Source organism: Ureibacillus chungkukjangi (genome assembly GCF_044795995.1).
In the GTDB taxonomy this organism is placed as follows: Bacteria; Bacillota; Bacilli; order Bacillales_A; family Planococcaceae; genus Ureibacillus; species Ureibacillus chungkukjangi.
Window position 1 is genome coordinate 249,523 of record NZ_CP085010.1, and the last position, 25,983, is coordinate 275,505.

The 25,983-nt window shown below is 33.2% G+C and carries 25 protein-coding genes; 8 read left to right on the forward strand and 17 right to left on the reverse strand.

All coding sequences use genetic code 11. The features are described 5' to 3' along the window. The first annotated feature begins 49 nt into the window (after positions 1–49). Together LG296_RS20775 and LG296_RS20780 are read left to right on the forward strand one after the other, a co-directional pair. Positions 50–982: a nucleotidyltransferase gene (locus tag LG296_RS20775; RefSeq protein WP_404428007.1), complete on the forward strand. Its 933-nt coding sequence runs from the start codon at positions 50–52 to the stop codon at positions 980–982. A gap of 1 nt (position 983) precedes the next feature. Then, a complete protein-coding gene (locus LG296_RS20780) occupies positions 984–1,607 on the forward strand; it encodes a hypothetical protein (RefSeq protein WP_107936488.1) in 624 nt (207 codons plus the stop codon). Positions 1,608–1,632: 25 nt separating this feature from the next. Here LG296_RS20780 and LG296_RS20785 read toward each other — a convergent pair whose 3' ends face one another. The 14 genes from LG296_RS20785 to LG296_RS20850 all read right to left on the reverse strand — a co-directional run bounded on the left by LG296_RS20785 (position 1,633) and on the right by LG296_RS20850 (position 14,154). Then, on the reverse strand, positions 1,633–2,400 hold the full coding sequence (locus LG296_RS20785; RefSeq protein ID WP_153062706.1) for a hypothetical protein: 768 nt from the start codon (positions 2,398–2,400) through the stop codon (positions 1,633–1,635). A 132-nt stretch (positions 2,401–2,532) separates the two neighbouring features. Continuing rightward, complete coding sequence (locus LG296_RS20790; RefSeq protein ID WP_193768068.1) at positions 2,533–2,853, reverse strand: hypothetical protein; 321 nt, start codon at positions 2,851–2,853, stop codon at positions 2,533–2,535. A gap of 24 nt (positions 2,854–2,877) precedes the next feature. Continuing rightward, positions 2,878–5,157 carry a type IA DNA topoisomerase gene (locus tag LG296_RS20795; RefSeq protein WP_107936492.1) on the reverse strand — a complete coding sequence of 760 codons (2,280 nt, stop codon included), beginning with the start codon at positions 5,155–5,157 and terminating at the stop codon, positions 2,878–2,880. 67 nt (positions 5,158–5,224) lie between these two features. Then, entirely contained in the window at positions 5,225–5,380 is a 156-nt protein-coding gene (locus LG296_RS20800; RefSeq protein WP_193768069.1) for a hypothetical protein, read from the reverse strand. Positions 5,381–5,399: 19 nt separating this feature from the next. Next, on the reverse strand, positions 5,400–5,942 hold the full coding sequence (locus tag LG296_RS20805) for a hypothetical protein (protein WP_107936494.1): 543 nt from the start codon (positions 5,940–5,942) through the stop codon (positions 5,400–5,402). A 14-nt stretch (positions 5,943–5,956) separates the two neighbouring features. Continuing rightward, entirely contained in the window at positions 5,957–6,799 is an 843-nt protein-coding gene (locus tag LG296_RS20810) for a hypothetical protein (RefSeq protein WP_107936496.1), read from the reverse strand. Between the two features lie 26 nt (positions 6,800–6,825). Next, on the reverse strand, positions 6,826–7,149 hold the full coding sequence (locus LG296_RS20815) for a DUF2325 domain-containing protein (RefSeq protein ID WP_107936498.1): 324 nt from the start codon (positions 7,147–7,149) through the stop codon (positions 6,826–6,828). A 108-nt stretch (positions 7,150–7,257) separates the two neighbouring features. Then, complete coding sequence (locus LG296_RS20820; RefSeq protein WP_107936500.1) at positions 7,258–7,644, reverse strand: hypothetical protein; 387 nt, start codon at positions 7,642–7,644, stop codon at positions 7,258–7,260. A 169-nt stretch (positions 7,645–7,813) separates the two neighbouring features. Beyond that, on the reverse strand, positions 7,814–8,380 hold the full coding sequence (locus tag LG296_RS20825; protein ID WP_107936502.1) for a hypothetical protein: 567 nt from the start codon (positions 8,378–8,380) through the stop codon (positions 7,814–7,816). A 34-nt stretch (positions 8,381–8,414) separates the two neighbouring features. After that, complete coding sequence (locus tag LG296_RS20830) at positions 8,415–9,170, reverse strand: hypothetical protein (protein WP_107936504.1); 756 nt, start codon at positions 9,168–9,170, stop codon at positions 8,415–8,417. 419 nt (positions 9,171–9,589) lie between these two features. Then, on the reverse strand, positions 9,590–10,600 hold the full coding sequence (locus tag LG296_RS20835) for a hypothetical protein (RefSeq protein ID WP_107936506.1): 1,011 nt from the start codon (positions 10,598–10,600) through the stop codon (positions 9,590–9,592). 74 nt (positions 10,601–10,674) lie between these two features. Beyond that, the gene (locus LG296_RS20840; RefSeq protein WP_404428009.1) at positions 10,675–12,873 is read right to left on the reverse strand and encodes a helicase-related protein; all 2,199 of its coding nucleotides are present in this window, start codon (positions 12,871–12,873) and stop codon (positions 10,675–10,677) included. A 21-nt stretch (positions 12,874–12,894) separates the two neighbouring features. Beyond that, a complete protein-coding gene (locus tag LG296_RS20845; RefSeq protein WP_248283787.1) occupies positions 12,895–13,923 on the reverse strand; it encodes a hypothetical protein in 1,029 nt (342 codons plus the stop codon). A 48-nt stretch (positions 13,924–13,971) separates the two neighbouring features. Continuing rightward, positions 13,972–14,154, reverse strand: a complete 183-nt coding sequence (locus LG296_RS20850) for a hypothetical protein (protein ID WP_107936508.1) — start codon at positions 14,152–14,154, stop codon at positions 13,972–13,974. Between the two features lie 438 nt (positions 14,155–14,592). On the opposite strand from LG296_RS20850, the gene LG296_RS20855 reads away from it, so the two are divergent. The 3 genes from LG296_RS20855 to LG296_RS20865 are packed head-to-tail and all read left to right on the forward strand — an operon-like array spanning position 14,593 to position 15,530. Next, positions 14,593–15,129, forward strand: a complete 537-nt coding sequence (locus LG296_RS20855; protein WP_107936510.1) for a sigma-70 family RNA polymerase sigma factor — start codon at positions 14,593–14,595, stop codon at positions 15,127–15,129. Then, on the forward strand, positions 15,126–15,278 hold the full coding sequence (locus LG296_RS20860) for a YvrJ family protein (protein ID WP_107936512.1): 153 nt from the start codon (positions 15,126–15,128) through the stop codon (positions 15,276–15,278). Before LG296_RS20855 ends, LG296_RS20860 begins: the two co-directional genes overlap by 4 nt. A 33-nt stretch (positions 15,279–15,311) precedes the next feature. Beyond that, the gene (locus tag LG296_RS20865; protein ID WP_107936514.1) at positions 15,312–15,530 is read left to right on the forward strand and encodes a hypothetical protein; all 219 of its coding nucleotides are present in this window, start codon (positions 15,312–15,314) and stop codon (positions 15,528–15,530) included. A 146-nt stretch (positions 15,531–15,676) separates the two neighbouring features. On the opposite strand, the gene LG296_RS20870 is transcribed toward LG296_RS20865, so the two are convergent. After that, positions 15,677–16,387 carry a hypothetical protein gene (locus LG296_RS20870; RefSeq protein ID WP_107936516.1) on the reverse strand — a complete coding sequence of 237 codons (711 nt, stop codon included), beginning with the start codon at positions 16,385–16,387 and terminating at the stop codon, positions 15,677–15,679. Positions 16,388–16,503: 116 nt separating this feature from the next. Then, on the reverse strand, positions 16,504–16,986 hold the full coding sequence (locus LG296_RS20875; RefSeq protein WP_107936518.1) for a hypothetical protein: 483 nt from the start codon (positions 16,984–16,986) through the stop codon (positions 16,504–16,506). Positions 16,987–17,779: 793 nt separating this feature from the next. Between LG296_RS20875 and LG296_RS20880 the strand changes: the two genes are divergently transcribed. The 3 genes from LG296_RS20880 to LG296_RS20890 all read left to right on the forward strand — a co-directional run bounded on the left by LG296_RS20880 (position 17,780) and on the right by LG296_RS20890 (position 23,011). Further along, positions 17,780–19,213 (forward strand): hypothetical protein, encoded by a 1,434-nt coding sequence (locus LG296_RS20880; RefSeq protein WP_107936522.1) that lies wholly within the window; start codon positions 17,780–17,782, stop codon positions 19,211–19,213. Between the two features lie 51 nt (positions 19,214–19,264). Then, positions 19,265–20,146 carry a hypothetical protein gene (locus tag LG296_RS20885; protein WP_107936524.1) on the forward strand — a complete coding sequence of 294 codons (882 nt, stop codon included), beginning with the start codon at positions 19,265–19,267 and terminating at the stop codon, positions 20,144–20,146. Between the two features lie 1,515 nt (positions 20,147–21,661). Further along, positions 21,662–23,011, forward strand: a complete 1,350-nt coding sequence (locus tag LG296_RS20890; protein ID WP_107936528.1) for a hypothetical protein — start codon at positions 21,662–21,664, stop codon at positions 23,009–23,011. A 936-nt stretch (positions 23,012–23,947) separates the two neighbouring features. On the opposite strand, the gene LG296_RS20895 is transcribed toward LG296_RS20890, so the two are convergent. Continuing rightward, a complete protein-coding gene (locus LG296_RS20895) occupies positions 23,948–25,978 on the reverse strand; it encodes an LPD1 domain-containing protein (RefSeq protein ID WP_107936530.1) in 2,031 nt (676 codons plus the stop codon). Between the last annotated feature and the right edge of the window lie 5 nt (positions 25,979–25,983).

Here is a 25,983-nt window from a genome sequence, read left to right on the forward strand (position 1 = left end):
AAATTATTGTCCTTTTTCTTGATTTTAGAAAATAGTAGAATGAAATAGTATGATCAAAAGGAAACGAGGTTTAAATGTGGCTATACCTAATTCACAATTGGAAACATGGTCTAATCAGGGTGCAACAACTACACCAAAAGCGTTAAGAGAACAAATAGAGAGAGTTTTGAGAGGCGAAAATTCACTAATTACAAATAAGAAATCTGTTTCAATATATCTTCAAGGTTCTTACCGAAACAGCACCAATATCTATGGAAATAGTGATGTAGATATTGTAGTGGAAACCGGCAATGTATTTTTTAGCGATACATCTTTGTTAACAAATGATAAGAAACAAATTTATGAATCACAGACAAACTCAAGCCAATATAAATGGGCAACTTATAAAAAGGAAGTCCTCGATACTTTAATTAATTATTTCGGCAAAGATAATGTTGAAGTCGGAAATAAGTCAATTAAAGTTAATACTGGAAGTTATGAAGCTGATGTGGTCCCATGTATAGAGTACCGAGAATACTATGACTATGGTTACTCCGAAGATTCCCGAAAATATATAGCAGGTATGAAATTCTTAACTACAAAGGAAAACAGGGAAGTTATTAATTTTCCAAAATACCATTATTTTTATGGTGCTGAGAAAAACCGCGAAACACATGGAATGTACAAAAAAACCGTTCGAATTTTTAAAAATATAAAAAGCAAACTAGTGAAAGCAGGTAAACTAGAAAAAGGTGTTGCACCTTCCTATTTTGTTGAGAATCTTTTATATAATGTTCCGAATGAACGTTATGGTAAGGAATTTAACCTAACAGTAATGGAAATCTTACTATGGCTAGGTGATGATTTTTCAAAGATGTCTGAATTTAAATGTCAAAACCAAATAACTTCTTTATTCGGGGAAGGTACTGAACAATGGAATCAAGAGGATGCCATAAAATTTATTACTGAGTGCATAATATTATGGAATGGTTGGGATAAGTGAGATGCATCAATACAGCGTTGATTATGATAGGAAAATAATCTATTTTCTTTTGGCTAGTCTTTCAGTTTTCATTACGGGTATAATTAAGAACCTTTTTGATTTGAATGGAATAGGGATTTCGGTAACCGGATTTACTGTTTTCGGGTTTGTATTTCTGATATTTGATAAATTTTTATGGAAATGGAGTGTGCTTTATAAATTAGGACTTATTAAGACTCCTAATCTAAATGGCATTTGGGAAGGTACACTCTCTTCCTCATACCATGATTTTAAAACGCCAATGCCAGCATGCATCGAGATAAAACAGACTTGGACTCAAATCTGTATTTTTGCTAAATTTAATCAGTCTCGCTCTTATAGTATCAGTGCTAATTTAGAGGTTAATAATGGTGCTAGAATAGTATTGAGTTATGTATATTTAAACAAAAATAGGATGACAAGATCCAAAGGGACAATGAGTGCTCATAGCGGTATTACGACGTTAGATTTTAGTTTAACCGAAGGATTATCAGAAGGAAAATACTACAATGAACCACCCCAAAATGTTAACTATGGAGAACTTCAATTAAAAAGACAAATTAAAAAGCAATCTCTTGTGTCTCGATTTAAGAAGAAACCCCTATAACACAGGGTTTCTTCATAATTTTCAATTACACATTCTTAATCTTTGTGACTTCGACCGTATAACATTTGTTTGGGTTAATGTTAATTGAATTCCCCTGTATGTCGATATTTGAATAATACCCATTTCGATAAATCTGTTCATCCCAATCTTCTTGAAATGAAGTGAAAGAACGGGTTCTAAAACGGAATGTTCGTGAAGCGATCTGATTTCTCTCATCATAAATGACGTTAACATCTACATATTTTTCAGTAGCAGGTGTCTCTAGGATTTCATTAGTATCAGCAAAAGGATCTTCATCTAAGTTCTTTAAAATCGTTTCCATGTCAGCTGAATCAAAATCAATATCAGCATCTAAATCTAGTTCAATATCATTATCCTCAACAATCCTTGTTTGTGAATACGATTCATTAATGGGTTCATCATTCATTGGTAGTTCCTTATATGGAGGTACGTCTTCTTGCGTTACAAACGATACTTCTTCTAATCCTTTAACATTATCCTCGGTAATTTCCTCAACAAATAATTTCTTTTTTACAGGTACACTATCGATTGTTGGTAAAAAGGGGGAAACTTGTTTAGAAAGCTCTTTAGTTGCCTTTTCAATAACTTTTTCGTTGTTTTGTAGAATCTCGTTACGACGACTATATAAGCTAGGTTTTACTAAGTGTTCATTCCCTTTTACATCACTTTCTTCATCTTCTTCATACTCAGTTATATAATCATTTAGACGTTTTGTAGCTGCAGCATTAAACTCCGGTGTCTTTTGTTCTTTGTTTCGAGTAAACCAACTCATAAATGGTTCAATTCCTTTCTCCTTAAGCAATAAATGAATGTAAATAGGTAACAACATATGGTTCGATTTGTTCTCTCTTAAAGAAAACCTAGTCATCAATACTCCTTTTTTATTAATGCGCCTTAGGTTTCATTAGGATACTGTAGATATATTGGATTGTTTTACTTTAAAGAGTAGATAACTTAGGTATAAGAAAGTGCTCAGATATAGTGCTACATAGAATTTAGAAATAACACTAACAATCATTAATAGAATTACAACACCGCTTGAAATCGAGGGTACAAGTATACTAAGAACTAATATACTGACTAAAAAAACACTGATTGGTGCATGAACACATACAATGCTACGGTTGATCTTATGATTGTCTATTTTCGCTAGTAATGTGAGCATTAAACCATTTAATACTAATACAAAGAGTAACGTTAATACGATTTCGATAATTGAAAACACACTAATACACTTACTTTCTGCTTTTTATTTCTTTTTAAATTCTGGTGTCACAATGACTTTAAAATTATTATCAAAGGACAATCGCCCCTCATATAAGTTGCCAGTTTTTGATTTAAAGCCTTTAATAACCCCTGTTTTCTGCTTTTCAATTAAGGTTTTAATCTGCTTCACTGTTAAATTTTTTTCGTTTATCTTGGGCCAGATTTGAAAACCACAACCATTTTTATATTCTGTACAACCATAAAACGACTTTTTGAAGACTACTGTACCTTTATTACACTTTGGACATATCCCAAAATGAGTACGGTCTTGTTCTTCTTTAAGATATACTCTTATATGATCTTGTACTGGCTTACTGGCAATACGCAAAGGTGCATCATTCACCAGCTTCGTTACAAATTTTTCAATGCTATCAATGAATTTTTCAGATGAAGCTGTCCCTTCCCCTATTTTCTTCAAAAACGATTCCCACTTAGCAGTTAAGATCGGACTTGCTAAAAGTGTTCCTTCTACTGAAATACACAATAGACGTCCCTTTTCAGTAATACGAACTTTATTTTTAGCTACTTCGATATACTTTGTATTTTTTATAGTTTCAATGATATCGGCTCGAGTTGCGACGGTGCCAATCCCCATAACTTCTTTTAAAATGTCAGCATATTCTTCTTGCTCGACAGAGCTACCGCATGTTTCCATTGCTTTTAGCAGTTCTCCTTCTGTATAAGCGGAGGGCGGCCTTGTGACGCCCGACTTTATTTGAGGAATTCCTCTGCTACGTTCATTTTTATCTAGTAGGGGTAAATTTTGTGTTTGTTCTTCATTTTCTTTAAAGGTTTTAGATGATTCCGCGCTAGTTTCAACTTCTTCATCGGTCCATAAGGCTTTAAAGCCTTTTAAAATTTCTATTTTTCCAGTACTTTTAAAATCAATTCCGTTTAAATCGGTGATCACGTTAGTCTGTTCATAGACATAATCGTCGTGAAACATAGCCAATGTGGTTCTGACCACTTCTAAATAAAGGTTTCTCTCAGTTATTGTTAAAGAGTTCACCAGTTCTTTATCGGGTATCTTTTTAGTAGGAACAATCGCATAATGTTCTTGTACGGCATCGGTCCGTACATAACGATTGCGCGCTTCCAGATACTTATTATCAAATTGCACTCCTAAAATGGACTTATAATTTTCTACATTATCCCGTAAGTACACAAACTCAGAATCGGTTATGTATTGGCAATCTGTTCGAGGGTAGGAAAGCAATTTATATTTCTCATAAAGGGTTTGAATGGTCTGTAATACTTGTTTCGGACTTAGCTTCCACTTTCGGTTAGCCTTTGTTTGGAGAGTCGTTAGAGAATGTAATTTAGGTGATTGTTCACGTTTTTCATTCTTCTCAATCTCTTTGACAAAAGCCTCAACAGGTCGTTCTTGCGCTAAGTTATGTCTACGAAGCAGTTCTTGAACCTTTGCTATTTCATCCTCTTTTAAACTAGCTTTCCCTCGATAGGAACCACGAGCTGCATGAAACTCCGCATACAATTCAAAAAATTCTTTTGGTATAAAGTTATCGATTTGCATTTGACGGTCGTATACTAAATAACATGCTGCGGTCTGAACCCTTCCTACATTGAAGATTTGATTCTTTCCCTGACTAGTATCGTTCATTTGTTGTTTTTGAAAATGAATCGCATTGTTTAGCAAAATGCTATAAATTCTTGTTCCATTAATCCCCACAAGAAAATCAGATACGCTTCTTGTATAAGCTTCAAGTGCAAAGCGTTTATCTTTATCAATTGGATATGGGTTGAGAAAACCTTTATGGATAGCATCTTTCTCTAATGATTTTATGAACAGTCTTTTAAATGTAATGCCTTGCTGTTCTTCATTACTAAACACTGCATTAATAAGATTCCAAGCAATCGCTGAACCTTCTCGGTCTGGATCGGTTGCTACCCAGACGGTATTATCGTTAGGATTTCGTAGTATACAGTCACGTAATACCCTTTTTATTTCTTCGAAATGGTCTTCTACTCCAGTAGAAACCTTCATTTCTGGTTGGTCAAAAAATGCTGGTAACGTCGCATACTCCCACTTTTTTAAATGCTCTTTTCCCGGAAACTCATGTAAATCTCGCAGTTGGAGTAAATGACCAAAACCCCAAACTATCACTGCTCCACGTTTAAAAGTGTTACAACTGGCAATTTCAATAAAATGCTTAGTCCGATTCACGATTTTATAGGCAGCAGCATATGTGGAAGCTTGTTGCGGTTTTTCAGCGATAATTACCGTATTAGGAATGTTAGCCATTGCCTTTTCCTCCTATAACCTCAAGAAAACTTAGCCCATAAAACAACTGGCTAAGTTTTCTTTGCATCTATTCTTGTGTTTCGTTGAATAATGAATGTGACTCTTTACATGTATCACTGCAATACTGGACATCATCCGCGCATTCGGCAATTGTAACAAAATCAGTACCGCATCCAACACATTCTTTTAATACGGTACCTTCTAATAATTCTGCTGGTTTCATATGATTGTTCTCCTTTTAACTAAATTTGAATTTCTGCAAATGGATAAACAGAGTGAATTTTTACGTTACCCATTTTTCGTTCTAATGGTTGCATCAATCGCCCATGGATTATTGTAGAAACCATGTTTTCTAAAATAATCTGGTTATATGCTAAAAAGCCGTCTTTTGCAAGACTTGCAGTTAAATCCCCATAAGCTAAGTTTGAATATGAAAGCAGAACATCTACGTTACTGACCGCTAATTGTTTAACAAAAAACTCTGTCTCTGATTCTGAGTATTGCCCGATTGACTCCTCTTCTCTATATAGAGGAACACCACCGTAACCTGCAAAACGAAGTCCTTCATAAGTAAATACTCTCTTGTGGATGTCTACAATAGATGTATCCTCGTAAACTGTTGGGTGACACTTATCACTAAGTAGGCCCACTTTCATACAATCATATTGTTCATCAATTCGTTTCACCAGCTTACTAGGGATGTGACCCAACAAGACGACTAGATCTGCAGCAGCATCAGGAAGTTCTATTGTTGACCGAGCATCAGAAAAAGCTAAAATTTTCATGTGAAGAGCCTCCTTTATAAAAACTCTATATACTTAACGGATTTAATAACCATTTCCGTCGATGGTTTGTCCTTTTGAAACTCATTCTTTCGTAAATAACCAGTAGCAAGAATTTCCTGGTTTAATAAGTCTTCATCTCGATAAGTAAAGTGCTTAAAATATTTTTCGAAAATGACTAAAGTAAAGTAGTAATCTTTGGATGAGAGATTGATATACCAAACCTTTTCGCGTCTAGTTACCTTTTCGACAATTCCATAAACGAAGTAAGGGACATCAAATGTATTACCTTCCCAAAAAAGTTGATGTGCGTCCTGGTAATGGCATATCAGTTTAGAAATAGTAATACGATTACCTTTAATTGATATGATGATGCTTGCTAACAAATCTGGACTTACGCTTTGGAAGAGCTTCTTAATGCTTTTTAAAGAAGATAATGATGAAGCTACTTCTGACTTTTCCTTTAGTAACTTTTCATCGATTTCTTTAGGTGGTTTCTTCTCTTTTTCAGTATCTTTTACTGGAGCTTCTTTTGGTACATAATCTGGATCGATCTTGTCCATATTTAGCTTTACAAGAAACTCACGAATCCCTTGTTCACTTATAGATTCTTGATATTCGCTAACTTTTGATACGGTTTCTTTAAAAGAAAGTTTTTTGGCAAAACCACAGGATTCCTTATGTATGGATTCACCTTTACCACTTGTTTTAAAGTGAGGTGTATTTGTTGCATCTCCTTTGACATAGTGAACAGGTACTTTGCAGGACTGGTCCATACAAGACAAAATCACGCCATGTTTCTCAGGATAATACTGATTTGCAGTTATTAAATGACCATCCGATAAAATAGCTGAATGCAATTTCAATCCCCCAATTTTCTATAAAATTAAGCAGCAACCATTACCTCTGACTGAGCAATTGCTTCCAAACCAGATTGGATCGCTAAGCTTGCACCAAATCCATTTTGGAAAATAACTTTTACTCCCTCTTCTTTACACAACTCTTTGACAGTGTTCATCGTAATGTGACTAATTGCTCCTAAAAGCACAACAACACAATCCGCTTTTTTTACGATTGGTAAAAATTCTTTTCTAGTTGCCCCATTTCGTACCTTTCCTCCGTGGAATAAGATCTCACAATTATTCTTTTTACCAATTTTCTCGAATGTTTGTTTTTGGCTGCCACCGATGATTGCGATTTTTGTTTTCATAATGTTCCAACTCCTTTGTTTTTTCTTCAGGTATTTGTTGTGAACAGTATAATATAAAAAATAAGCGGTGTAAATATATTTATAATATTATATTAAGTATACACCACCCTACTTTCTTTCGATAAACACTCCGCCTCTTAATACCATGTCTAGTACATCTCGAATTGTCAGTACGGATAAATGGATATTTATCGTTCCATAAATCCCTTTTTGTAATAATTCTTCATTTGAGATAGTTCTTGTAATCTCATTCTCTGTACAAACGATTGGTATATCCAGAGCATTAAAGTGTGAAGACAGTTCTAAAATATCTGCTTTTAACAAGCTATATGAAGCAACGAACACCAATTTCGTATCATCCTCATCATGTAGCCTTGTCACGTCAAACTCTTCATATTTTTTTGCTCTTATTGTAAGAGTAGATGAAATACTTAAAATGTTTTTCCATCTTGCTAGTAGTTCATCGTTTTCTGCTAGGATTAGCAAACTTGCCATGTATAAAATCCTCCAAATAAAAAACCCCTCTAAAAAAGAAGTCAATTTCTTTAAATAATTGACCTTTTCTTTAGAGGGGTATTCCCTTTAAATATTAAGTTGTAAATATGTATATATTTTTTACTAAGAATAATTATAGCATCATTCAACAGGTTAGTAAAAAGCAAATTTACATTATTCCGAATAAAAACGGTCCTACTAATGCGAAGAAAATCATAATAACTGAAACATTAAGTATATTTTTTGACCATCTATGATATTCAGGGTGTTCAATTAATTTATACCCGAACCTAAATAAGAAACTTAAAAGTATTCCCGTTACTCCAACAAAAATGGCAACTTGACATAGTGCAGCTAGAGCCGCACTAAACGCTTGGTCTACATCTGCATCAGAACGGAAAGACAAGATTGTTATTGGGATAGCTCTTAATAGCAACATTGATATGAAGGACCAAAGCATTGTTGTTTGGGCAAACTTCTGCCATTGACCGACTTTAAAAATGATTGCCATAATCATCATGATAACCCCAACAATGAACACAATTGTGATTGCATTCACTCCCCAATCCATCGCTTTTAAGGCGCCAGTGCTTCCGAGTTCAATTAACGAGTTACTTACTTCTTCTCCAGAGGTACCTGAGTTTGTAAGGATTTCACCTTTTTCGTTCACATCTACATTTTGATCATTAGGCGGTAAAAACATTGTACTTAGTAACTTTAAACCTTGTAATTCCACTAGTATATTTCCTTCTTTCTTTCTTTACTTCTTATTAAGTATCCGCGCGGTATACTTTTACATTTACTGGTTCATATCCATCAAAAAAAATCTGCTTAGCTCGAGTTTCAAATGGAATTGGTTTTTTCAAATTCCCATCAACACAAGGGATTGATAATTTGATTGAGTGATTCTTTTGAGATAACTCATATACATGGCCAGCTAGAATCTTCATCCAACGTCTTTCTGTTTGCATATCAATATCGAAAAACGGTTGTTCAAAAAGATAATCTAAATCATCTCGACTTACATGCATACGTGCAACTACTCGCACAATCTTATAATTACTCGAATGAACTTCTAATTCATCGATATAGTCAGCAATCGGAAGTAATACTTGAATCGTAGACTTAAAGATTTTGAATGGTTCATTGCTATGTTGTGAAGATTGTTTATGACAAGGGATGTTTAATTCCACATCTAAGTGTTCCTCTAATTTAAGTTGGGTTCGATCAATATTACTCTTGATTGTACAACTCACAATGTAATCGTCCTTTTTAATACGAACAGCTTTTGATGTATATTTAACCATGTTGAGTAACGTTTGATTAACTAAAGAATGCAATTCACTATTAATACCACGAACAAAACCTTTTTTATAGCTATCTGTAAAAGAATCTGCATATCCTTTCGTACCTACAGCATTTAAAAATTTAGTGGATACACCTTGATCTAATTGTTTTCCACCAATTTCAACTTGAGTAGGGATATCGTTATTTACCGTTATATATTTTTCTAGTTCAGATGACATTTCAAGTTCCTCCGCTTTTACAAAAGTTAGTTATTTGGTATCAGTCATATGTATTTATAAATCCATTGTATATTATATATAAATATTTATATATAAGACTATAAAATTAGTTTCAATTTAGATTTATAGTTTGAGAAATTTCACACTTTATTTCAATATATTTACAATTTTAGTAAATAACTGCTATATTTCGGATAAAAACCATAAAAATAAGCTAGAAATAAAGAAAGCGCTTTTTCTATAATACTATAATCTCCTAATCAGTGACAATAATGTTAAGTATTTTATACATAATGACCTTCTTAAAAGGTAATACAATTTTACTACTTCATCTTTTTCAAGATATTTACCCTTTAAGAAAGCCCCGACAAAATATATAGATAAAACTACCTATAGAGTCGGAACTTTTGCTTTAAATACTAAGATACATAGATTTCTACTTCCTCGTATGTGTACCCATCGTTATAAAATTGGTTTTCTTGATGTAGACAATCACTTTCTGAATCAGAAGAACGTTGTAAGATGTTCAATGTTTGTACATGCAACCCATCTTGTTGACGCTCTACTTCAATAAAAATGACGTCTCCGTTATAAAACGATTTGTTCATAAAATTCTCCACGTTTATCCAAGTACGTGCTGTACCATCTGCAATATGAAGGTATTCACTTTCCATGCCGACAATCATAGCTGTCCATGTTTGGTAGCCTAATTGACCGTCAGCAATTCTACAATCTGCTAAATTCATTAATAATGGATCAATGCGGACTGTATAATCAGCTTCGGTATTGTACCAATCCTCTGTGGAAAGCAATGTTGGTTCATATTCCTTAAATGGTACGACTGGTTCTAACTTTGAAGCTGCTTCATCTATTTGTCCTCTTAATGCATAGTGAATTTCTTCAATGGATAGAGTAGATGCTTCTTCTTCCTTTACTTCATTAGTTACTTCACTCTTTTCATCAACTGGAAACATTTCATTTTCATATATGAAAGAAACATTATCTGTATCTTCTAAGTAGTCAGTTCTGAACAGCATTTCCGGTTCGTAGTTGTATCTTTCATCTGATACCATTTCTGGCTCAAACATAGGATAATCCGATACCATTCGATTGTTCTCAATCGAGTTATTTTCATTTGAAATCATAGTTAAATCATTAAAGAAATTCTCAACAGCTGGGTCAATCACTGCTTCATTTTCGTAGCTCATTGTAGGAGTAACCTGCTCTACAGAAGATACTTTCACTTCATTTACGTTTTCCTCATGATTTAAGGTCATAAAATTCCCTTGTTTTACATGAGTTAGAGCCCAGTTTTCTACACCAACATCTTGACTTGCACTATCGTTCGTTTTTCTTTCATGATTTACTACTAAACCTAAGGAAATCATAGTCATAACTGCAGAAATTACTAGTAAAACTTCGAATAACATTTTTATATCCTCCAATTTTGAATTATTAAACACGCTTTCCCCTTCTAGAAGGAGATAAGCGTGTATTTTTCCTCTTACATAGCAAAAAGATCAAACGTTAATTGGTCATCACTTACGCTAGCCTTTTTCTTTCCACGTTTTTTCAATTTTGCTTGTTTTTCTTGTAGTTCAGCTACTGTAACAATATTTGTGATTGTCTCTACTACATTGAATAGGTCAATCAGTTCTGCAGCATCTTCCGTTGAAATAAATTCACCGTCTTCAAAAGAATGATGCTCTGTTACAATTCCTTTTTCCTCTGTATCCTTACCTGTTGGAACAACTGGTTTGATAGGTGCTTTCGCTTTTGCAATATTCGTGAGTATTTCACGTGCGCGGTCGGAAGTTTGGCTAATCCATTCCTCAGCTGAACCTTCAAGAGCTGGCTTGTCCCCATTCTTAATAGATTGAATTAACATAGATTGAAGATCACCTGAATCGGAGCCTAACATCGCACTGATTCCCTCGCTTGAAACGTCTCCGTTTATAGCTTGGGTCGCTTTATTTTTGCGAGCTATTAAATCTGCCATGTAGTGCTGGTAACAATCTTTGTATGCTAAATAGAAGAGTCTACATTCTTGAGTTTGACCAATTCGCCAACTTCTTCTACTACTCTGGTTAATCGTGAATAGACTCCAAGAAAATTGATAGTATATTAGAGTTGGTGTACATAAAAGGTCTAAACCAACCTTCACTAATTCTTGAGAAACAATACAAACATCGTATCCTTCCTCTAGCATTTTCTTTTCAAGCCATTCCGAACGACGATTGGTAGCAGTTGTAGTCGTATCTAAAATACAAACTTTTGCACCGATTTCCTCTAATTTTTGTTTTAATCGTGGTCGAACATCACGTTGTGCGACAGTAGATCCAGTATCACGCACGTACACGATAGATTTCCTGCCCTCCGACATCTCATTTTGAACAATGTCTTGAAGCTTAGCCTCTTTTGGTGTTGTTTGGTCTTCGTCTATATGAGTAGCAGACCAAATTAAATCTCTTTCACCTGTTTCATTTTTCAAATAAGCGTTTGGGAACGTGAATGGATTGTCTGGATAAGCAATACCATAATCTAGCATTTGTGTAATTAACTTATATCCATCATCCCGACTATCAATTTTCCGCTCAAATGTACTAATCATTTGGTCATAATGTTGTTTCTGTTCTGGTGTCATATCTACAAATATAGTAGGTGTGTCCACAAGTTCAACTGGATCAGGCCAAACATCTTTCAGTCGAACATTTACCACATTGTGCAGTAAGAATTTTCCGAAGATGAATGAAGAGATACCAGGAACAACTTTCTTCCGAGATGATCTTTGTCCTCCACGAGAATTACTATTACTGTAAACTGAATTCTCTTTTCGTTCGTAATGTGTTTCTTCTATATTCCCAAATTCCTCATTAAATTTTGTGATTTCACCATATTCGTAACCTGCTTCGTGCATGTCCTTAGAAAATAGTCTAAAAGATAAATAGAATATATCTTCGGCCTTTCCCCCGAAAAGAGTACCCGTACCAGCCAATATTTTTTTTGCAGAACTGACTATAGATCCCAAAGCATTTCCCTGAGCAGTCATACCACCCTTAAGTTCATGCACTTCATCCACTATGCAAAAATCGAATTTCATCTTGCGCCGAATATATTCAATCGCTGCAACTCGTCTTGGCATACTTGTGGAAGTAGGGTATCGAGGTTGTTCTTCTTGGATTTGACGAATCGCTACTTGATCTTTTGCTACAATGGCTGGCAATAATCGTTTTTCATGTTGCACCCATTCTGCAAAATTCTTATAACGACGTTCAACTTTTCTAGTCCATAGGCTTTCTTTACAGTAATAACAAAAGGCATTTGGTGGTAAGGCTGTTCCTCTATGAATACGGCGACTAGTTCCAAATTCTTCAGCTGTCATATTATGTGTTGAATGCACTTCTACTTCCTTATCATCTTGAATCTCAGCGCGTGTTGATTCTATTGTTTGATGTGGCTTTCCACAATGAGGACAATATATTCCTTTACGATAAGGCTCTGTTTGTTCTTCTTTCTGTCTATCTGTGTATTTATAATTAAATTCAACAGCAGGACGAATCGCAGCATCATTTCGTAATGTTGTAAATGCAATTACAAAATAAACTGGTTTGGTAGGTTTCTTTCTACCCCCACGTACCCAATCAACGTGATAGCGAATTAAATCTTCTGTTTTATTCACAACAATTACTTCTGCATCTGGCATCAGCATTTTAATTTCATTTGACTACTTCGCTGTTAGTGAAGGAGGACAAATTAATACCGAAAAATACCCCTTCATCTTTTTCAAGTGGGCATAACCATCTGCAACTGCTGCCATTATTACGCTTTTTCCCACCGACATCTCACCTTGTAAAATAATGGATTTTTGAGTCGTTAGTCTTTTTGCGATTGCTGTAGCAACATGTGATTGTACTGGGAATAACTCACGCTTATACGAGTTAAAGTGTTCTAGTGGTTTATCTTGTAATGGATCATGTGTCGGTATCGCTAAAGAAGTTACCTTTTGAACCATATCGTTGGAATGGTCCATTAAATATTTTGGTAAATCATCTATGGCTGCTACTCCACTTCCATCTCCAGCCACTGGGAATTTAATTCGTCCACTTTTGATTAAATCGCTTATAAATTGATCGGCTTGTTCCTCTGTTAAATCAATTGAATACATTTCAAGTAATGGGAAAAGGTTATTATCCTTATAGATTTCATGTTTCACTAAATAACCTAAGCGGATTAATTCATCGAACACAGTCTCTTCCCACTCTTTTAAGATGTGTAAGCCATACTGTGCACCGCCTAATAAGTTCGCAATTTCATGAGCTGGATTCCCTTCAAAAGATAGAACATACTTTGCAGTACTTGTAATATCTTCGTGAATAAGAGCAATCGCCTTTCGATTACGATTAATCGGCATTGGAATTTTATCGTATTTACCTTTTTCAGCACCTAACGATAATTCCCCGGTGAATTCGTAAGAGGTAAGCCCTTTGGTACCGTAACCAAAGCGTAAGCCTTGTGAACCCATATCAATAGCAGCTTTAATGGATTGGATAGCAGAGTCTGAACCACTTATCAAAGTCATTAATAGCTTATCGACATCATATTCACGTTTATTCGGTAACTTTTCATATGCTAAAGCGTAGCAAAACACCTCATGATAAGCGTGTTCTGAATAAACTTGTAGCATCTTAGGACAATCCTCAATCTCCATGTTTAGTGTCTTTTCCTCTTGTACCTCTGGTGTTGCTGTTGTCATGTTGAAATCCTCCTATTTTTTGTAATAAAAAAGCAGCACATCCGTTTACTAAATTAATACAGGTACCTTTTTGGGATAACCGATTAATTGTCGTAACAGTGTAACTGCCTCTTCCTCTGAACTTGCATAGACAATATTGTCTAACCATGCAAGTTTATAATGTTGTGACGGGTGTACGTTTGGATCATCTCCAATCCATACGACCTTTGGATACTTAGATTCATTCGTCATAGTTGCCTCCTATTTGTTTTAAACTCGTATTCCTCCTGCGTTTTTTACAACAAAAAAAGCCCATGAGGGAATTGTCATAGAGAACTAATAAAATAAATTATCAGTTCAATTGAAAATTCAACCTCACAGGCTGTTAGTAGTAAAATAACCGCAAAACCTATAAGGAAGGTCTGCAAATAAAAAAATCAAAAAGAATACATTGATAGTATAGCAAATAGTCCCATGAAAATAAAGGTAGAATTATTATATTTCAAAACAATTTACTATTATATTATATAAAATACAAGTCTTTCTAATAGTAAAAAAATAATATATTATATGTAAATAAAAGGTTGTATAACTTTGTAAATAAATTCCTTATATATATGTAAGCCATTTTTTTTAATCCAAAAAAAGAACATACGTTCTATATTGTCGGATTTCGAGAGGGGTCAATGTATGAAAATTGATAAAAATGTTGTAAATAATCACAATTATATTAGATTTTTAAAGAACGAAAAAAATAACTTTTTATATTTGAAATATCTGTACGAACCTAATGTAAGAAACGCAGTTGAATTAAATGAAGCATATAAAAAATACGAAAGACAGCTCATAGTCCGTTCTTATTTAAAAAAAGCTATAAATTTTGAAGCTAAGAAATTTGACCAAAAAATACGAAATAATGAAAAACAAAATACTCCAATTGATCAAACTGAAGAAGATGGCAAAAAACTAATCGATATGTTAATCGATGCAGAAAGCGAACGTATTTATGATGAATTATGGAATACAAAGTTAGAGGAAACTTTCGAAGATATTAAGTTATATCAAGCGGTTATTAATCTAACTTCTAAGCAAAGAAAAATACTCTACCTATTGTACATACGAGAATTAAGTGAAAAGGAAATCGCAAGGCACATGAGCGTAACCCAACAAGCGGTCTCAAAGGTACATAGAAAAGCTATTAATAAATTAAAGGAGGTGATGAGTTGATAGATGGCTTTGAATTTGTGCAGATTATAGGAATTTTCGGTTTCCCGGTGGCAATTACAATTTATTTATTAGTGCGTTTTGAGGGGAAAATTGACAAGTTAAGAGAATCTATTGATGTTCTATCGGATAACGTTAGTAGAGTTAAGTAAGATAGTAACAAGAAGGAAAGGATCGGTCAAAATATGCTAGATATTAAAACAGAAAAGTATGACTTTGGAACAGAAGAAAAAATCGAAATTCTGGAAAAGATTAAACCTATAATTGAATATGCTCTGTTGCAAACAAGTCCTCAACATCGAGATGATTTAAGGCAACATTTGTATGAGCTCACTATCAAACTCTTAAAAAATATAAAATTCTCAGAACCACGTGGCCTATTTGTTTTAGAGCATTCACATTGATAATCTAAAAGTAATCCGATGGCATAATATGTGCTATCGGTTTATTTTTAGGTTTAAGCACATTTTTACTAAACCCTCATAATCTGTGGGTTTAAATTTAATGTTGTTATAGTGAGTAGTGTAAAAAATAGAATTGCTTCTTTTATTTATAAATCCTTAATAATGTTCTTACACTCATTGTAGTAGGGGATAATAGATGGGCGGTAGCTTGGGTCATGTTTATCCATTTCTTCCTTATGAATAATTTGTTTCCCTTGCCAAGTAATGCGTACAATATTAAAATTCTCTTGCTCATATCGACTCCATACATTCCTTGTTGTATTAAAAGAAGGTGGCATATCATTTTTATGTAGCAAGTTCTTATGTTCTTCGCTAAGCAAATGAACACCCACATTGTAACTGACAAAATAATCCCAAAGTTTTTCTTCAGTAAGATCCTCTTTTGAAAAACTTAGCAATTCACTTATCAATTTATTTCGTGGGACGGCATGATCTTCATTGTATATATTTTTTATATTTTCTCCATTTTTGATTCTTTCTTCATAATCTACTAACGCCTTATCTGACCAGTATTCAATCCCTTTTTTCTGACGTTTTCCGTAGATTTGTGTCCATCGCCATATTTGACCACTTATCCCCTCCTTTAACCAAGAATCCGGATACATAATTCCTCTTTGTTGAAAAATTAGCCTTTCTTCTTCTTCTAAACTCAAACAATTAAGGGAAGTTAGGACATTTCTTATGCGGTTTTTTAAATTGGTGTAATTTTTAACTGATAAAGGGAATGCTTCTAAAGGATATTTTCTCTTAGTCATCATTATCAAACCTTTTATATCTAAAATATTCCCTTTATCCAAATATTGCAAGAATTTTTTCTGTTAAGAGTTCTTCCTTTTAAAGGTATTATACCTATTAGTAAAGTTCTTACATGAAAAACAGGGATAACCGTTGTTCGGCTTCCCTGTTTTTTCTATTAGTAGATTAAATCATATGCTTGTTCAAATGCACTGTCAAAACTTCGGAGTTTATCAGAAACACCAATATCTGCATAATCTGTGTGACTAGCTACAATTGCAGAGACAGCAGAAGCGATTTTCCCTGCAAGCGTTGTACCAATAATAACTCGAACAACCTTGTTATTAATTATTTTATCTAACGCCTCAGGTGCTGCATGTAACCAGATCTCCCAAGCCATTGCTTTAGCTGAAACAGGGAAGTTTTGACCCAATGCACCTGCGTAAAGACTACGAGCTTTGACCGCTACACTGTAACAGCTACTAAGTGAATTCGCACATTTTCCAAGCGTATTACCATGTTCTAGTGAAACCGCAATCGCTCGATTTTGTTTAATACAGATACGAGCACCTGTAACTTCTCCCGCAGTTATGTTGTTGTAACACCAATACCCATTACCTTCATAATCAAAATTATTTGTATCTTCTGGAAATAATGCCATAATTTTTTCTCTCCCTTGAATGTTTTATGAAAGCAATTTTTCAAATTTACCTAGGATTTTATTTGTTTTCTGCTTTCTAACATAACAAGGCTTATTTATTGACTATCTAACAACCTTTTTTACAATATAAATTCCATAAATAATTAGATTTAGTAAAAGTAATATAATAGTTTGTACCAATGAAACGAATAGACTATACAATACATCAGCATGTAATAGCGTTTCACCCGGCGGTAACTCTTCAGGCTTATTTATGAACAACACTATTACTGTACTAGTAACAATAGATAGAAAAAATCCTAAATACGCTGACAACGAATATTGGTAAAACTTTATTTTAAATTTGAACCCCATGAAGATATTGATAATGACGATAAGCAAAGGATGAATGACAAATTGAAAAATTGCTCCATCCACCATATCTTCAAAAAATGAATAATAAAGAATCTGACTCAAACAAGCGACCAATATATTTGTAAAAACCACAATCATAACACTTTTTTTATGTGTAATCACTTTTCACCTCGAAATCTTTAGATTTTTCTCGAAATATCTGATTATTATTAATACGCATTAGAAAATCCAAAAGTTCCCTGATTGAAAAATTTTGGTTTTTTTAATTTCGGGCGTTCTATTGTAATTCATAAACAAATTACGTTTTTAACAGCTTCTTGCCAAATGTTTTATTGTTTTAATTCCTCCCCTTTTCAAAGATTTACTGTAGCAAAATAAAATATATGTTACTATTTTAATCAGTAATCACTATGAACGGGTTTGAAGGGAGCGAGATTAATTGGATACGATACAACCGGTAATACTTTGGAAATTAAATAACGAAGTATGGGAATCTCCTTTATTAAAAAATCTAAACGATGATCTACTAGATGAGCTTTATCCGTCACAAAGTAAAAAGGAAATCTTGCAAACTATTTATGAAGAGAAAATGGCAAATGAGGATATTTATAATTACTTAAGAAGAAGTAAAGCAACTAGAAATCAAATGAAACAACGTTGGTTGAATTCCGCGCTAAAAGAATTGAGAGAAGCCAAAGCAAAGAAGCCAAAAGAGCTATATGCTGAATATCTCTTATTTAAAAGTCATTACGACATGGTAGATGCGGATACGTTCTCAACTACGTTTAGTGGCGCGAAACATCCCGAAGAAATTATTGATAATAAAATCATTTTTCTAGAAAAATGGAAAGATGATATTGCTCAATCGTTAATAGACTATCCTTACTTCAAATCTAAAACACTAAAAGTGAAACTATCCGCTTTTGAATTAGAAATAACATATATCCTTGCTTTATTAGCTGTGGAGCGCTATAACGGCAAAGTCGATGGTTCAGTGATTGAACGACCACTTTCATTAATTGATACCCCTAGTTTTGGAATTAAATTAGAAAGAACGACAATAAAAGATGAAGTCGTTAATATTGATGGTAAGATGTATCACCCTACAAATTATGAATATAAAGCTATAGATGAAAATGATGATGATTTTCAATTTTTTATTAGGTCAGATGCTGAGATTACATCCAAAAACAATTATATTAATCTTCCAGATCCAGTAGATGAAGAAATTTATAATTATGTAATGTCTAGACGGGATAAAAACTTTGCTAGAAAAGTGATCATTGTTGAAATTGGACAGATTGTTGCAAAAGTTTTTAAGTCTAAATCTAAGAAAAACTATGAAATAGTTGCGAAGCGACTTCATAATTTAGCGCATTTAAGGTTTACACGATACAGTAAAGATAAATCTATTACTTTCGGACTTTTTGATGATGTTAGGATAAACTCTACAAGCTGGACTGCGGATATATCTATTAACAGACTTATAGTGGAAGATATTATACAAAGACGCACTGTATCAATGTATAGTGATGTTATTGAAAATTTTGATTCCCCATTAGCTAAAATACTGATTTATGCCCTGCAAAATGAGAGAGTCGAATTTCACTCCAATGGTGCTATTATGGAAAATGTTTATGAATATATCTTTTTTGCACACAAAGTACGCTTTAAAACGAGGAACAAAAAAGAAAACATTGCTGCCATTATAGAAGCACTTGAAGAGATGAAGGCAAAAAGTATCGCTATCGAGGATTATCAATTGATAAAACCCGATCAGTTTAGAATTAAATTTAAACCGTTATCGGAGCATGAGTTATACGATTTAATTAAAGGACCTCTTACAGTCGATTTATTAAATACAATTTCATAAGCTTTGCTGATGTTGGTAAACCATAATAATCACAGTTGGAGGTGTACTAGTTTGATATTTGATATGACTGATTATAAAAACACTATTAAATCATTAGCGGAATTTTTGGATTTAATGGAAGATGAAATCTCGGATTTTGTTTTAAATAACAAAGATGCGGATGTAATGGATTTTTTGAAAGCATTTTCTATAGAAGATGATAAACTACTAGAAAAAAATATTGAATTAGTAAGCCTGCATAGTACGAGTAGTATTGATGATTGTAAGTCCCTTAAAGAGAAAGGTCTCATTAACTTACAAGAGGCTGTATTACAAGAAACACCATTAAAGGCTTATTTAGAAAAAAAGTGTATTCAAATTAATTTGGAAGAGAAGTACATTTTATTTAAAGGGAAGAAATTTGATATTAGCGAAAAAATAAAGGGTTATTCTTTAAGCGATGAGGAAGACCATAAAAATACAGTAATACACAAATTTTATGGAGATTTTCAGGTAAATGGATTTTTATACCATGAAAATGTAGTTACTTATGGCGGGAATACGCGGGATAGGCCTGAGATACTCCTTGATTTAGCAAGGTTTTTAAATGATCGAACAATTGAAGATGATTGGACTAACCATAAAAATAAGCAACACTATATCCTTAAATTCAAACAACCCCTTAACTTCTATACTTGGTTTACTTTCCCTGGTGATTATGAAGATAGTGATTACGGAGTTACTGAGGACAATTTAGAATACTTAGATTCAGAGGTAATCGAAGCAAAAGTAAAGAAATGGGTAATCAACAGATCAATGGATGTTATTAGAGGTAACGCATATGAGGCTTTCTCATATGTACACCCAGACTGGAAAATTGAACCGAAAGATATTTTGGAGTTTATGAAAGAAGATGAGTATCTTACCAAGTACAAGATATACTGTGATTATTAATCACCTTCTATAGTTAGAATGAATTAGACAAAGAACACTTGATTTCAAGAGTTTTTTGTCTTTTATTCGTAGATTATGTTTATTATAATTCTACTTCAATTGAACACCGCGAATTCTTATACTTCCCTTTTTACTATAGCACAATATAATTTTTAAATTTTAATTATTATTTGTAGTAATAGTAAATCTTTTATTAAAATTCTCTATTATATAATCAATACCCATTTTCATTTTTATTTCATCTATCTTTTGAATTGTAGTTTTGTTAGAAATTATACTCTTTAGTTCATCAGCTGAGATATAAGTGATTTCTTCATCTTTTCATATCGATAATCTTATCTGCTTTTGTTATCTTCCAACCTTTAGGATGATATTTATACTTATCATATGTTGGATTTATAACGAGATCTGGAATGCTACCATTCGGAAGAACACAGTCAGGAATAACCGAATAAATTTCTCTCAGAGCCTTATAAACAATATTTTCCCATTGGTAAGACAACGTGCTCCTTATATAAAATTGATGGGCTATTTTAGCATGTTTTACCGCCTGCTTTTCATTAAATATTAGTTTGAAAAGACAATAAAATGCAAAATTAACCTACACAACATTATAACCAAACTCAATACTATTCCCAGTATTTTTCTGATTATCTAAGTTAAAGCTTTTGTACCATTCATCAAAAGTTTCATTCCATTCATTAGTATCGAATTCCCCTAATGCCTTCTGCCTTTCTATCTCTTCTCCTACCTCTTTAAGTATAAAAAACTATTGAAATTAAAATGTTCTTCTAATTCATCCGAAAAACCAGACAACAAAATCGCCTCCCCTACAATCGCTAAGAGTATTAACTAAATTGTTCAAACTTTATTATATACCTTACAAGAATATCCATTAAAGAACTCTCTTATCAAACTTCACTTTAGTTATATTAAAGCGCCTAATTTTGTTGTCATTTTGTCGTTCCAAACTACATTTGTTGTTATTCTATCGTTCCAACATCAAATTTGTTGTCAAAATGCCGTTCCGATCATAAATTTGTTGTCACTTTATCGTTCCAAAACTTCATTCCTTTAATTTATTCCAGCAAAAGGAGAATAAAATTAACAAAAAGTCATTTGTTCACAATTTTGTCACATTTAGAATTTGTGCTATTCTTCTAATTTGTTGTCATTTAATCGCTCTAAAGTTAATTTTATTCAAAATTTGTTGTCATTTTATCGTTCCGATATAATTTCTGTTGTCATAACGTCGTTCCGAAAACTGATTTGTTGTCATTTAGTCGTACCGAATTAGCGAAAATATTTTTCATAATTTAATAGAATGCTTTTTTACAAGTCTTCAGGTCTCCTTTTAATAATTTGTTGTCAAAACGTCGTTCTTCCTTAAATCCAATTAAATGGGCATTTATCCAAATTTGTTGTCATTTAGTCGTTCTAATGGGGGGATTTACTAATCATATTTTTTTAATCTATACTCTATTTCAAATACCCAATACATAGGAGGAAATCTAAATGATTACAGCAGAATTAGTAGATTACTTATTAGAAAACGTTTCATCAACTGAGTTTGATGTAATTGTTTATAGTGTACTTCACTCGGATTGGGATGGCCGTATTCATGTTACACCATTACAAATTGCTAGTGCTATCGGCACTAAAGAGAAATACGTTAAATATCTACTTAAAAAACTTTCTTCAAATCGCCGTAGAAAAGTATTTATATGTGAAGAATTTGAAGGTGAAATAACATACCGCTTAAATATCGGGAAACAAAGAAATCTTGGGTTTAATGAAAATGTGGATCGCTATTGTAAAAACTTTTCATTTTTCCATGAGAAAGAATTTCATAGCCTATCTATCCATGCAAAACGTTTAATTCTTTTGGGTGCTTTCAAGATGTCTACATCTCAACTGGAGTCTGTTCAAGTAGCATATTCCGACATAGTACCTAACCAATTTAGCATGGCTCTTCGTACTTTTACTCGTCGTAGATTGTTAAATGCGATTGAAGAAATCCAATCATCTTCATTTTCTAATTATGTAAGTATAACCCTAGCGAGCGTTATGCTTATTCAAAAAGAAACTGTACTTTTCAATTTCAAATCTAACACATTAAATGAATTTAGAGAGAATCATGCGGAAATGTTCTCACTTAGAAAGCAGATTGTTAAGGGTGGCTACTATGAATACCTTAGTAATGATTTTTGTGTGGAATTAATTAAAACAGGTAAGTATATTTTCAACTCCTTCATTGCATTAGGGAAAGAATTTTCTAAAAGCAAGGAGGCTTTTCGTGTTGGAAGTGACGACTTAGTTCAATTAGGTAGATATGTTTTTAACAGTTCATTAAGACGCTTAGCGATCGCTTTACACTCAAAAAAACAACTTTTAGATGAACCAAAAGAAGCATCTGCCTACTTTTCTGCAATTATCCAAGAAGTTGTTGTTGAAGAATTATTAAAATCACACAACCGCAGCAATAACTTAGAGAAATTAATTGAATTTATGAATGCTTCTAAAAGCACAAGTAAGGATATTACAGATATCGAATTGGAAATAAAAAAATCGGAGCAATTATTCGAAGTTTTAACAAAATGGAACGAAGAATGGTTCCAGTCACGAATTGACTCTGTTGTAGAGAAAGCTAATGAGGAACCAGTTAATGCAGAAATGTACATCTCATTAAAAACACATTTAATCGGTTTAAAGAAAGCTTTTGCTTATCAGGTAGATACACTAAAAGAAAAGTTAACCAATTTCAAACTAAATTCAAACATCTTTAATCAATTAAAAGAATCAGTGACTAGCCGAGTAGATGCTTCAATTATACGACTAGATACCTCTCATTCAGTTTACTCGTAATTTTTAAAAAGACTGTATTCTTGCTTTAGTTACCACTGGCCGTTTAGGTGAGTGGATTTTGTGCTGCCCTTTTTTATTTAAGTTATATTAAGTGCCCTCCCACAATGCCCCTTTATATGATTTTTTAGATTCCTGATCACTTATTAATCACTCTTGCGTAACATTATATAGAATTTCGGCCTTTCCTTTGTCTGTTAATTGCAGATAATACTAGTTAATTACAATTTATATACCAGTTAATTTAATTCTTAGAGAGGTTAATAGACACTATAATCTTTTATTTAGATTTAAAAACTGTGGAATATGGCTAATGTTTAGTTAAAACACTTTTTTTTCTACGAATTTTACTAAATGGCTGTTAGAAGTATTTTAATAGTTGTGAAGTTTATCTTAAGTACGTGATTAAACATTTCCAGGAGTTAATTTTTACTACATGATTGTGGTTTGCACTTTAGATGTTGTTACTATCAGTTTTAAACCTTGTTTTTAAAATGGGAACTTAAAAATACAATTATTCCGTTGATAAAATGTTGTAATATAGGGGTTTATAAGGGGTGAGTTATTAATGATTCTAAAAAATAACACTAAAATAAAGCTCTTAAATATATATCTACAAAATATTTCTGAAACTATTTCTCTAAACAAAGCAATTAATCATTTTGCTCAAATATAATTCTACACTATGTAGTTAACCATTTTGCTAAATATGTTACTAATCATTTTGCTTTAACAAATAACTGAAGATGGGGCTAAGTCTCCGACTAATCCCCTGCAAATAATATATTAATTGCTTGTTTAGAATAGAACATCGAGTATTTATATTTCTATTAATTTGCGACACATTATAGAAGAAGATATAAAATATGATATATCACTCTTTATTAATAAAAAAATCCTATAAAGAATGTCTCTTCATAGGATTTTGATAATTGTTATTTACTCTTGACGCAAGTACGGTAATGTCACTTGCAAGAATTTGTCCATTACATTAGAAATACGTAGTTGTTCCTCACCAGCTGGATAAGCTGTTGGATCAATCCCGCAAACTAAGTAATCAGAGCGCCAACCACGTTCTTGTAACTTTTGTGAAATATAAGCTTCAAAAGCACGAGCAGTTAGTTCTACATTGCTGGACCAATACTTTCCTTCCTTTCCTCTATCTAAATCAATTGAAAGACGATAATAATTCGATTGATTGATTGTATAAGGAATACTAGTAACTATTTCACCAGTGATTTCTTTGTGAAGCTGTGATAATGCTTCTGCTGATTCACGCAATTCTTTTTTACGTCTACGAGCATATTTCACTTTCATTTTTTCATAATACTCAGGATTATGAACATATCCTTCAAGGGAAGAATTGATACGTTTATCTATAGTTTCAATACGAGCATTCATAAATGCCTGTAAATCACCATTTAACGATTCATATAAGGCGATAAATGATGAAGATAAACGATAGGTACCCTTAGCAGCAGACACATCTATAAAAGTCGTAGATTGCCCTTCCTTAATTGCATTCATTAAATAAAAGTACGCTTCAAAAACTTCACTGGACATCAAATAATTCTGTGTCCCTTCCGTTAGTAAGTTTGCTCCATTATCAGCGATTTTTAAGCTCAAGAAACGGTCATAGGCATGGAACCATTCATGACTTAGAATACCTAATGATCCCTTTTCTTTCGTAAGGTTTATTACATTCTCTCGTGGTTCATAGTGACCTAAAGCTCTACCTTTTCCACGTGCTCCAAACGCCATACCTAACTCGTTGCCTAAACTCACATCATTAACATCTATTCCGAGAATATCTGCTAAATCGATTAAAGCTCGTGATGAATTCACTAAATGTGCTCGAGCCATAGAATCCTCTACATAATGTCCAAACTGTGTGCCTCGAAAACCGAACTTTAATATGAACTCTTCTGGTGTTCTCAATTCTTCAATCTCGCGCCCACCTATACGTTTTGGCTCGACTGGTAGTTGTCTTTCCCATATCGGTTTTCGCTCTACTCCTTTTTGTGAACCTGCTGTCTTCCCATTTGTTTCAAAATAACTATCCCATGAAGAATACTTCTTAAACAATGATGTTATAAAAGATTTTCTCTTCTTATAAGAGGTTAATAGCTCCGATAATGTACCTAATTTATCAAAGTAAAAATCTGGTTTAATATTATCTATCAGATAAAGACATCCAGCTGTTTCCAAGATACTATATCTTAGATCAATTAACTCATTTATATTAGTAGCATCATTTCCGATGATTTCATTCGCTTTAACTTGCAGTTTATTGGCTCTTTTCTCATAGAATTCCTTTTTAAAGTCCTCTATGGCCATATTACAGAAGCGAAGAAATGTATCGCTAAATTGCTCAAAAGTAAGGATAGACTTAAAACAATCTGAAATGAATTCGATTGCTTTCATATATTCAGAACGCACTAACCCTTTAGAATTCGTTGGAATACGACGGATGATAAGCGAGATCCCATAAGCTGCTCTTACTTCAACCCCACGCTTATGACAATCCTCCATAGAGAACCATGCAAACACATTAGATTTCGAAGCAAGTTCATCTGCTGTAAATTCATCCATCTCCGCAATTTCATTTAATAAGGTCGAAGTAGGATTCTCTAAGAATTGTTTTCGAATTTCAGCAAGATCCTTACGCGCGCCGAAAATCTTTTCTCCCGCATCATACGAGATTTTCTTACCCTTCTGCTTTTCTGAACGAATGTCGGCTACCGCAAGCAATTCATTTTCTTCTTCCAATTCTGTAGTATTAATTTCCTCAAATAAATCAACTACAACATTTTTATCATTATTAGTGGATTCAAATAATTCATCGATTGTTGGTACAGACTTGGATGATGATAAAAACGCAGCATCGTTATCCATGACCATTGATGATTGAGTGTAAATCCCCTCTCCATAAGTGTCCAGTAAGTTAAATAAGTCTAATTGTTTATTCATTGTGA

Bases quoted from the DNA above. Each gene is read 5' to 3' on its own strand.
- LG296_RS20775 (WP_404428007.1), top strand. From the start codon at position 50: ATGATCAAAAGGAAACGAGGTTTAAATGTGGCTATACCTAATTCACAA.
- LG296_RS20840 (WP_404428009.1), bottom strand. From the start codon at position 12,873: ATGCCAGATGCAGAAGTAATTGTTGTGAATAAAACAGAAGATTTAATT.
- LG296_RS20845 (WP_248283787.1), bottom strand. From the start codon at position 13,923: ATGACAACAGCAACACCAGAGGTACAAGAGGAAAAGACACTAAACATG.
- LG296_RS20815 (WP_107936498.1), bottom strand. From the start codon at position 7,149: ATGAAAACAAAAATCGCAATCATCGGTGGCAGCCAAAAACAAACATTC.
- LG296_RS20780 (WP_107936488.1), top strand. From the start codon at position 984: ATGCATCAATACAGCGTTGATTATGATAGGAAAATAATCTATTTTCTT.
- LG296_RS20890 (WP_107936528.1), top strand. From the start codon at position 21,662: ATGATTACAGCAGAATTAGTAGATTACTTATTAGAAAACGTTTCATCA.
- LG296_RS20795 (WP_107936492.1), bottom strand. From the start codon at position 5,157: ATGGCTAACATTCCTAATACGGTAATTATCGCTGAAAAACCGCAACAA.
- LG296_RS20785 (WP_153062706.1), bottom strand. From the start codon at position 2,400: ATGAGTTGGTTTACTCGAAACAAAGAACAAAAGACACCGGAGTTTAAT.
- LG296_RS20895 (WP_107936530.1), bottom strand. From the start codon at position 25,978: ATGAATAAACAATTAGACTTATTTAACTTACTGGACACTTATGGAGAG.
- LG296_RS20850 (WP_107936508.1), bottom strand. From the start codon at position 14,154: ATGACGAATGAATCTAAGTATCCAAAGGTCGTATGGATTGGAGATGAT.
- LG296_RS20830 (WP_107936504.1), bottom strand. From the start codon at position 9,170: ATGTCATCTGAACTAGAAAAATATATAACGGTAAATAACGATATCCCT.
- LG296_RS20855 (WP_107936510.1), top strand. From the start codon at position 14,593: ATGAAAATTGATAAAAATGTTGTAAATAATCACAATTATATTAGATTT.
- LG296_RS20875 (WP_107936518.1), bottom strand. From the start codon at position 16,986: ATGGCATTATTTCCAGAAGATACAAATAATTTTGATTATGAAGGTAAT.
- LG296_RS20820 (WP_107936500.1), bottom strand. From the start codon at position 7,644: ATGGCAAGTTTGCTAATCCTAGCAGAAAACGATGAACTACTAGCAAGA.
- LG296_RS20800 (WP_193768069.1), bottom strand. From the start codon at position 5,380: ATGAAACCAGCAGAATTATTAGAAGGTACCGTATTAAAAGAATGTGTT.
- LG296_RS20835 (WP_107936506.1), bottom strand. From the start codon at position 10,600: ATGTTATTCGAAGTTTTACTAGTAATTTCTGCAGTTATGACTATGATT.
- LG296_RS20805 (WP_107936494.1), bottom strand. From the start codon at position 5,942: ATGAAAATTTTAGCTTTTTCTGATGCTCGGTCAACAATAGAACTTCCT.
- LG296_RS20865 (WP_107936514.1), top strand. From the start codon at position 15,312: ATGCTAGATATTAAAACAGAAAAGTATGACTTTGGAACAGAAGAAAAA.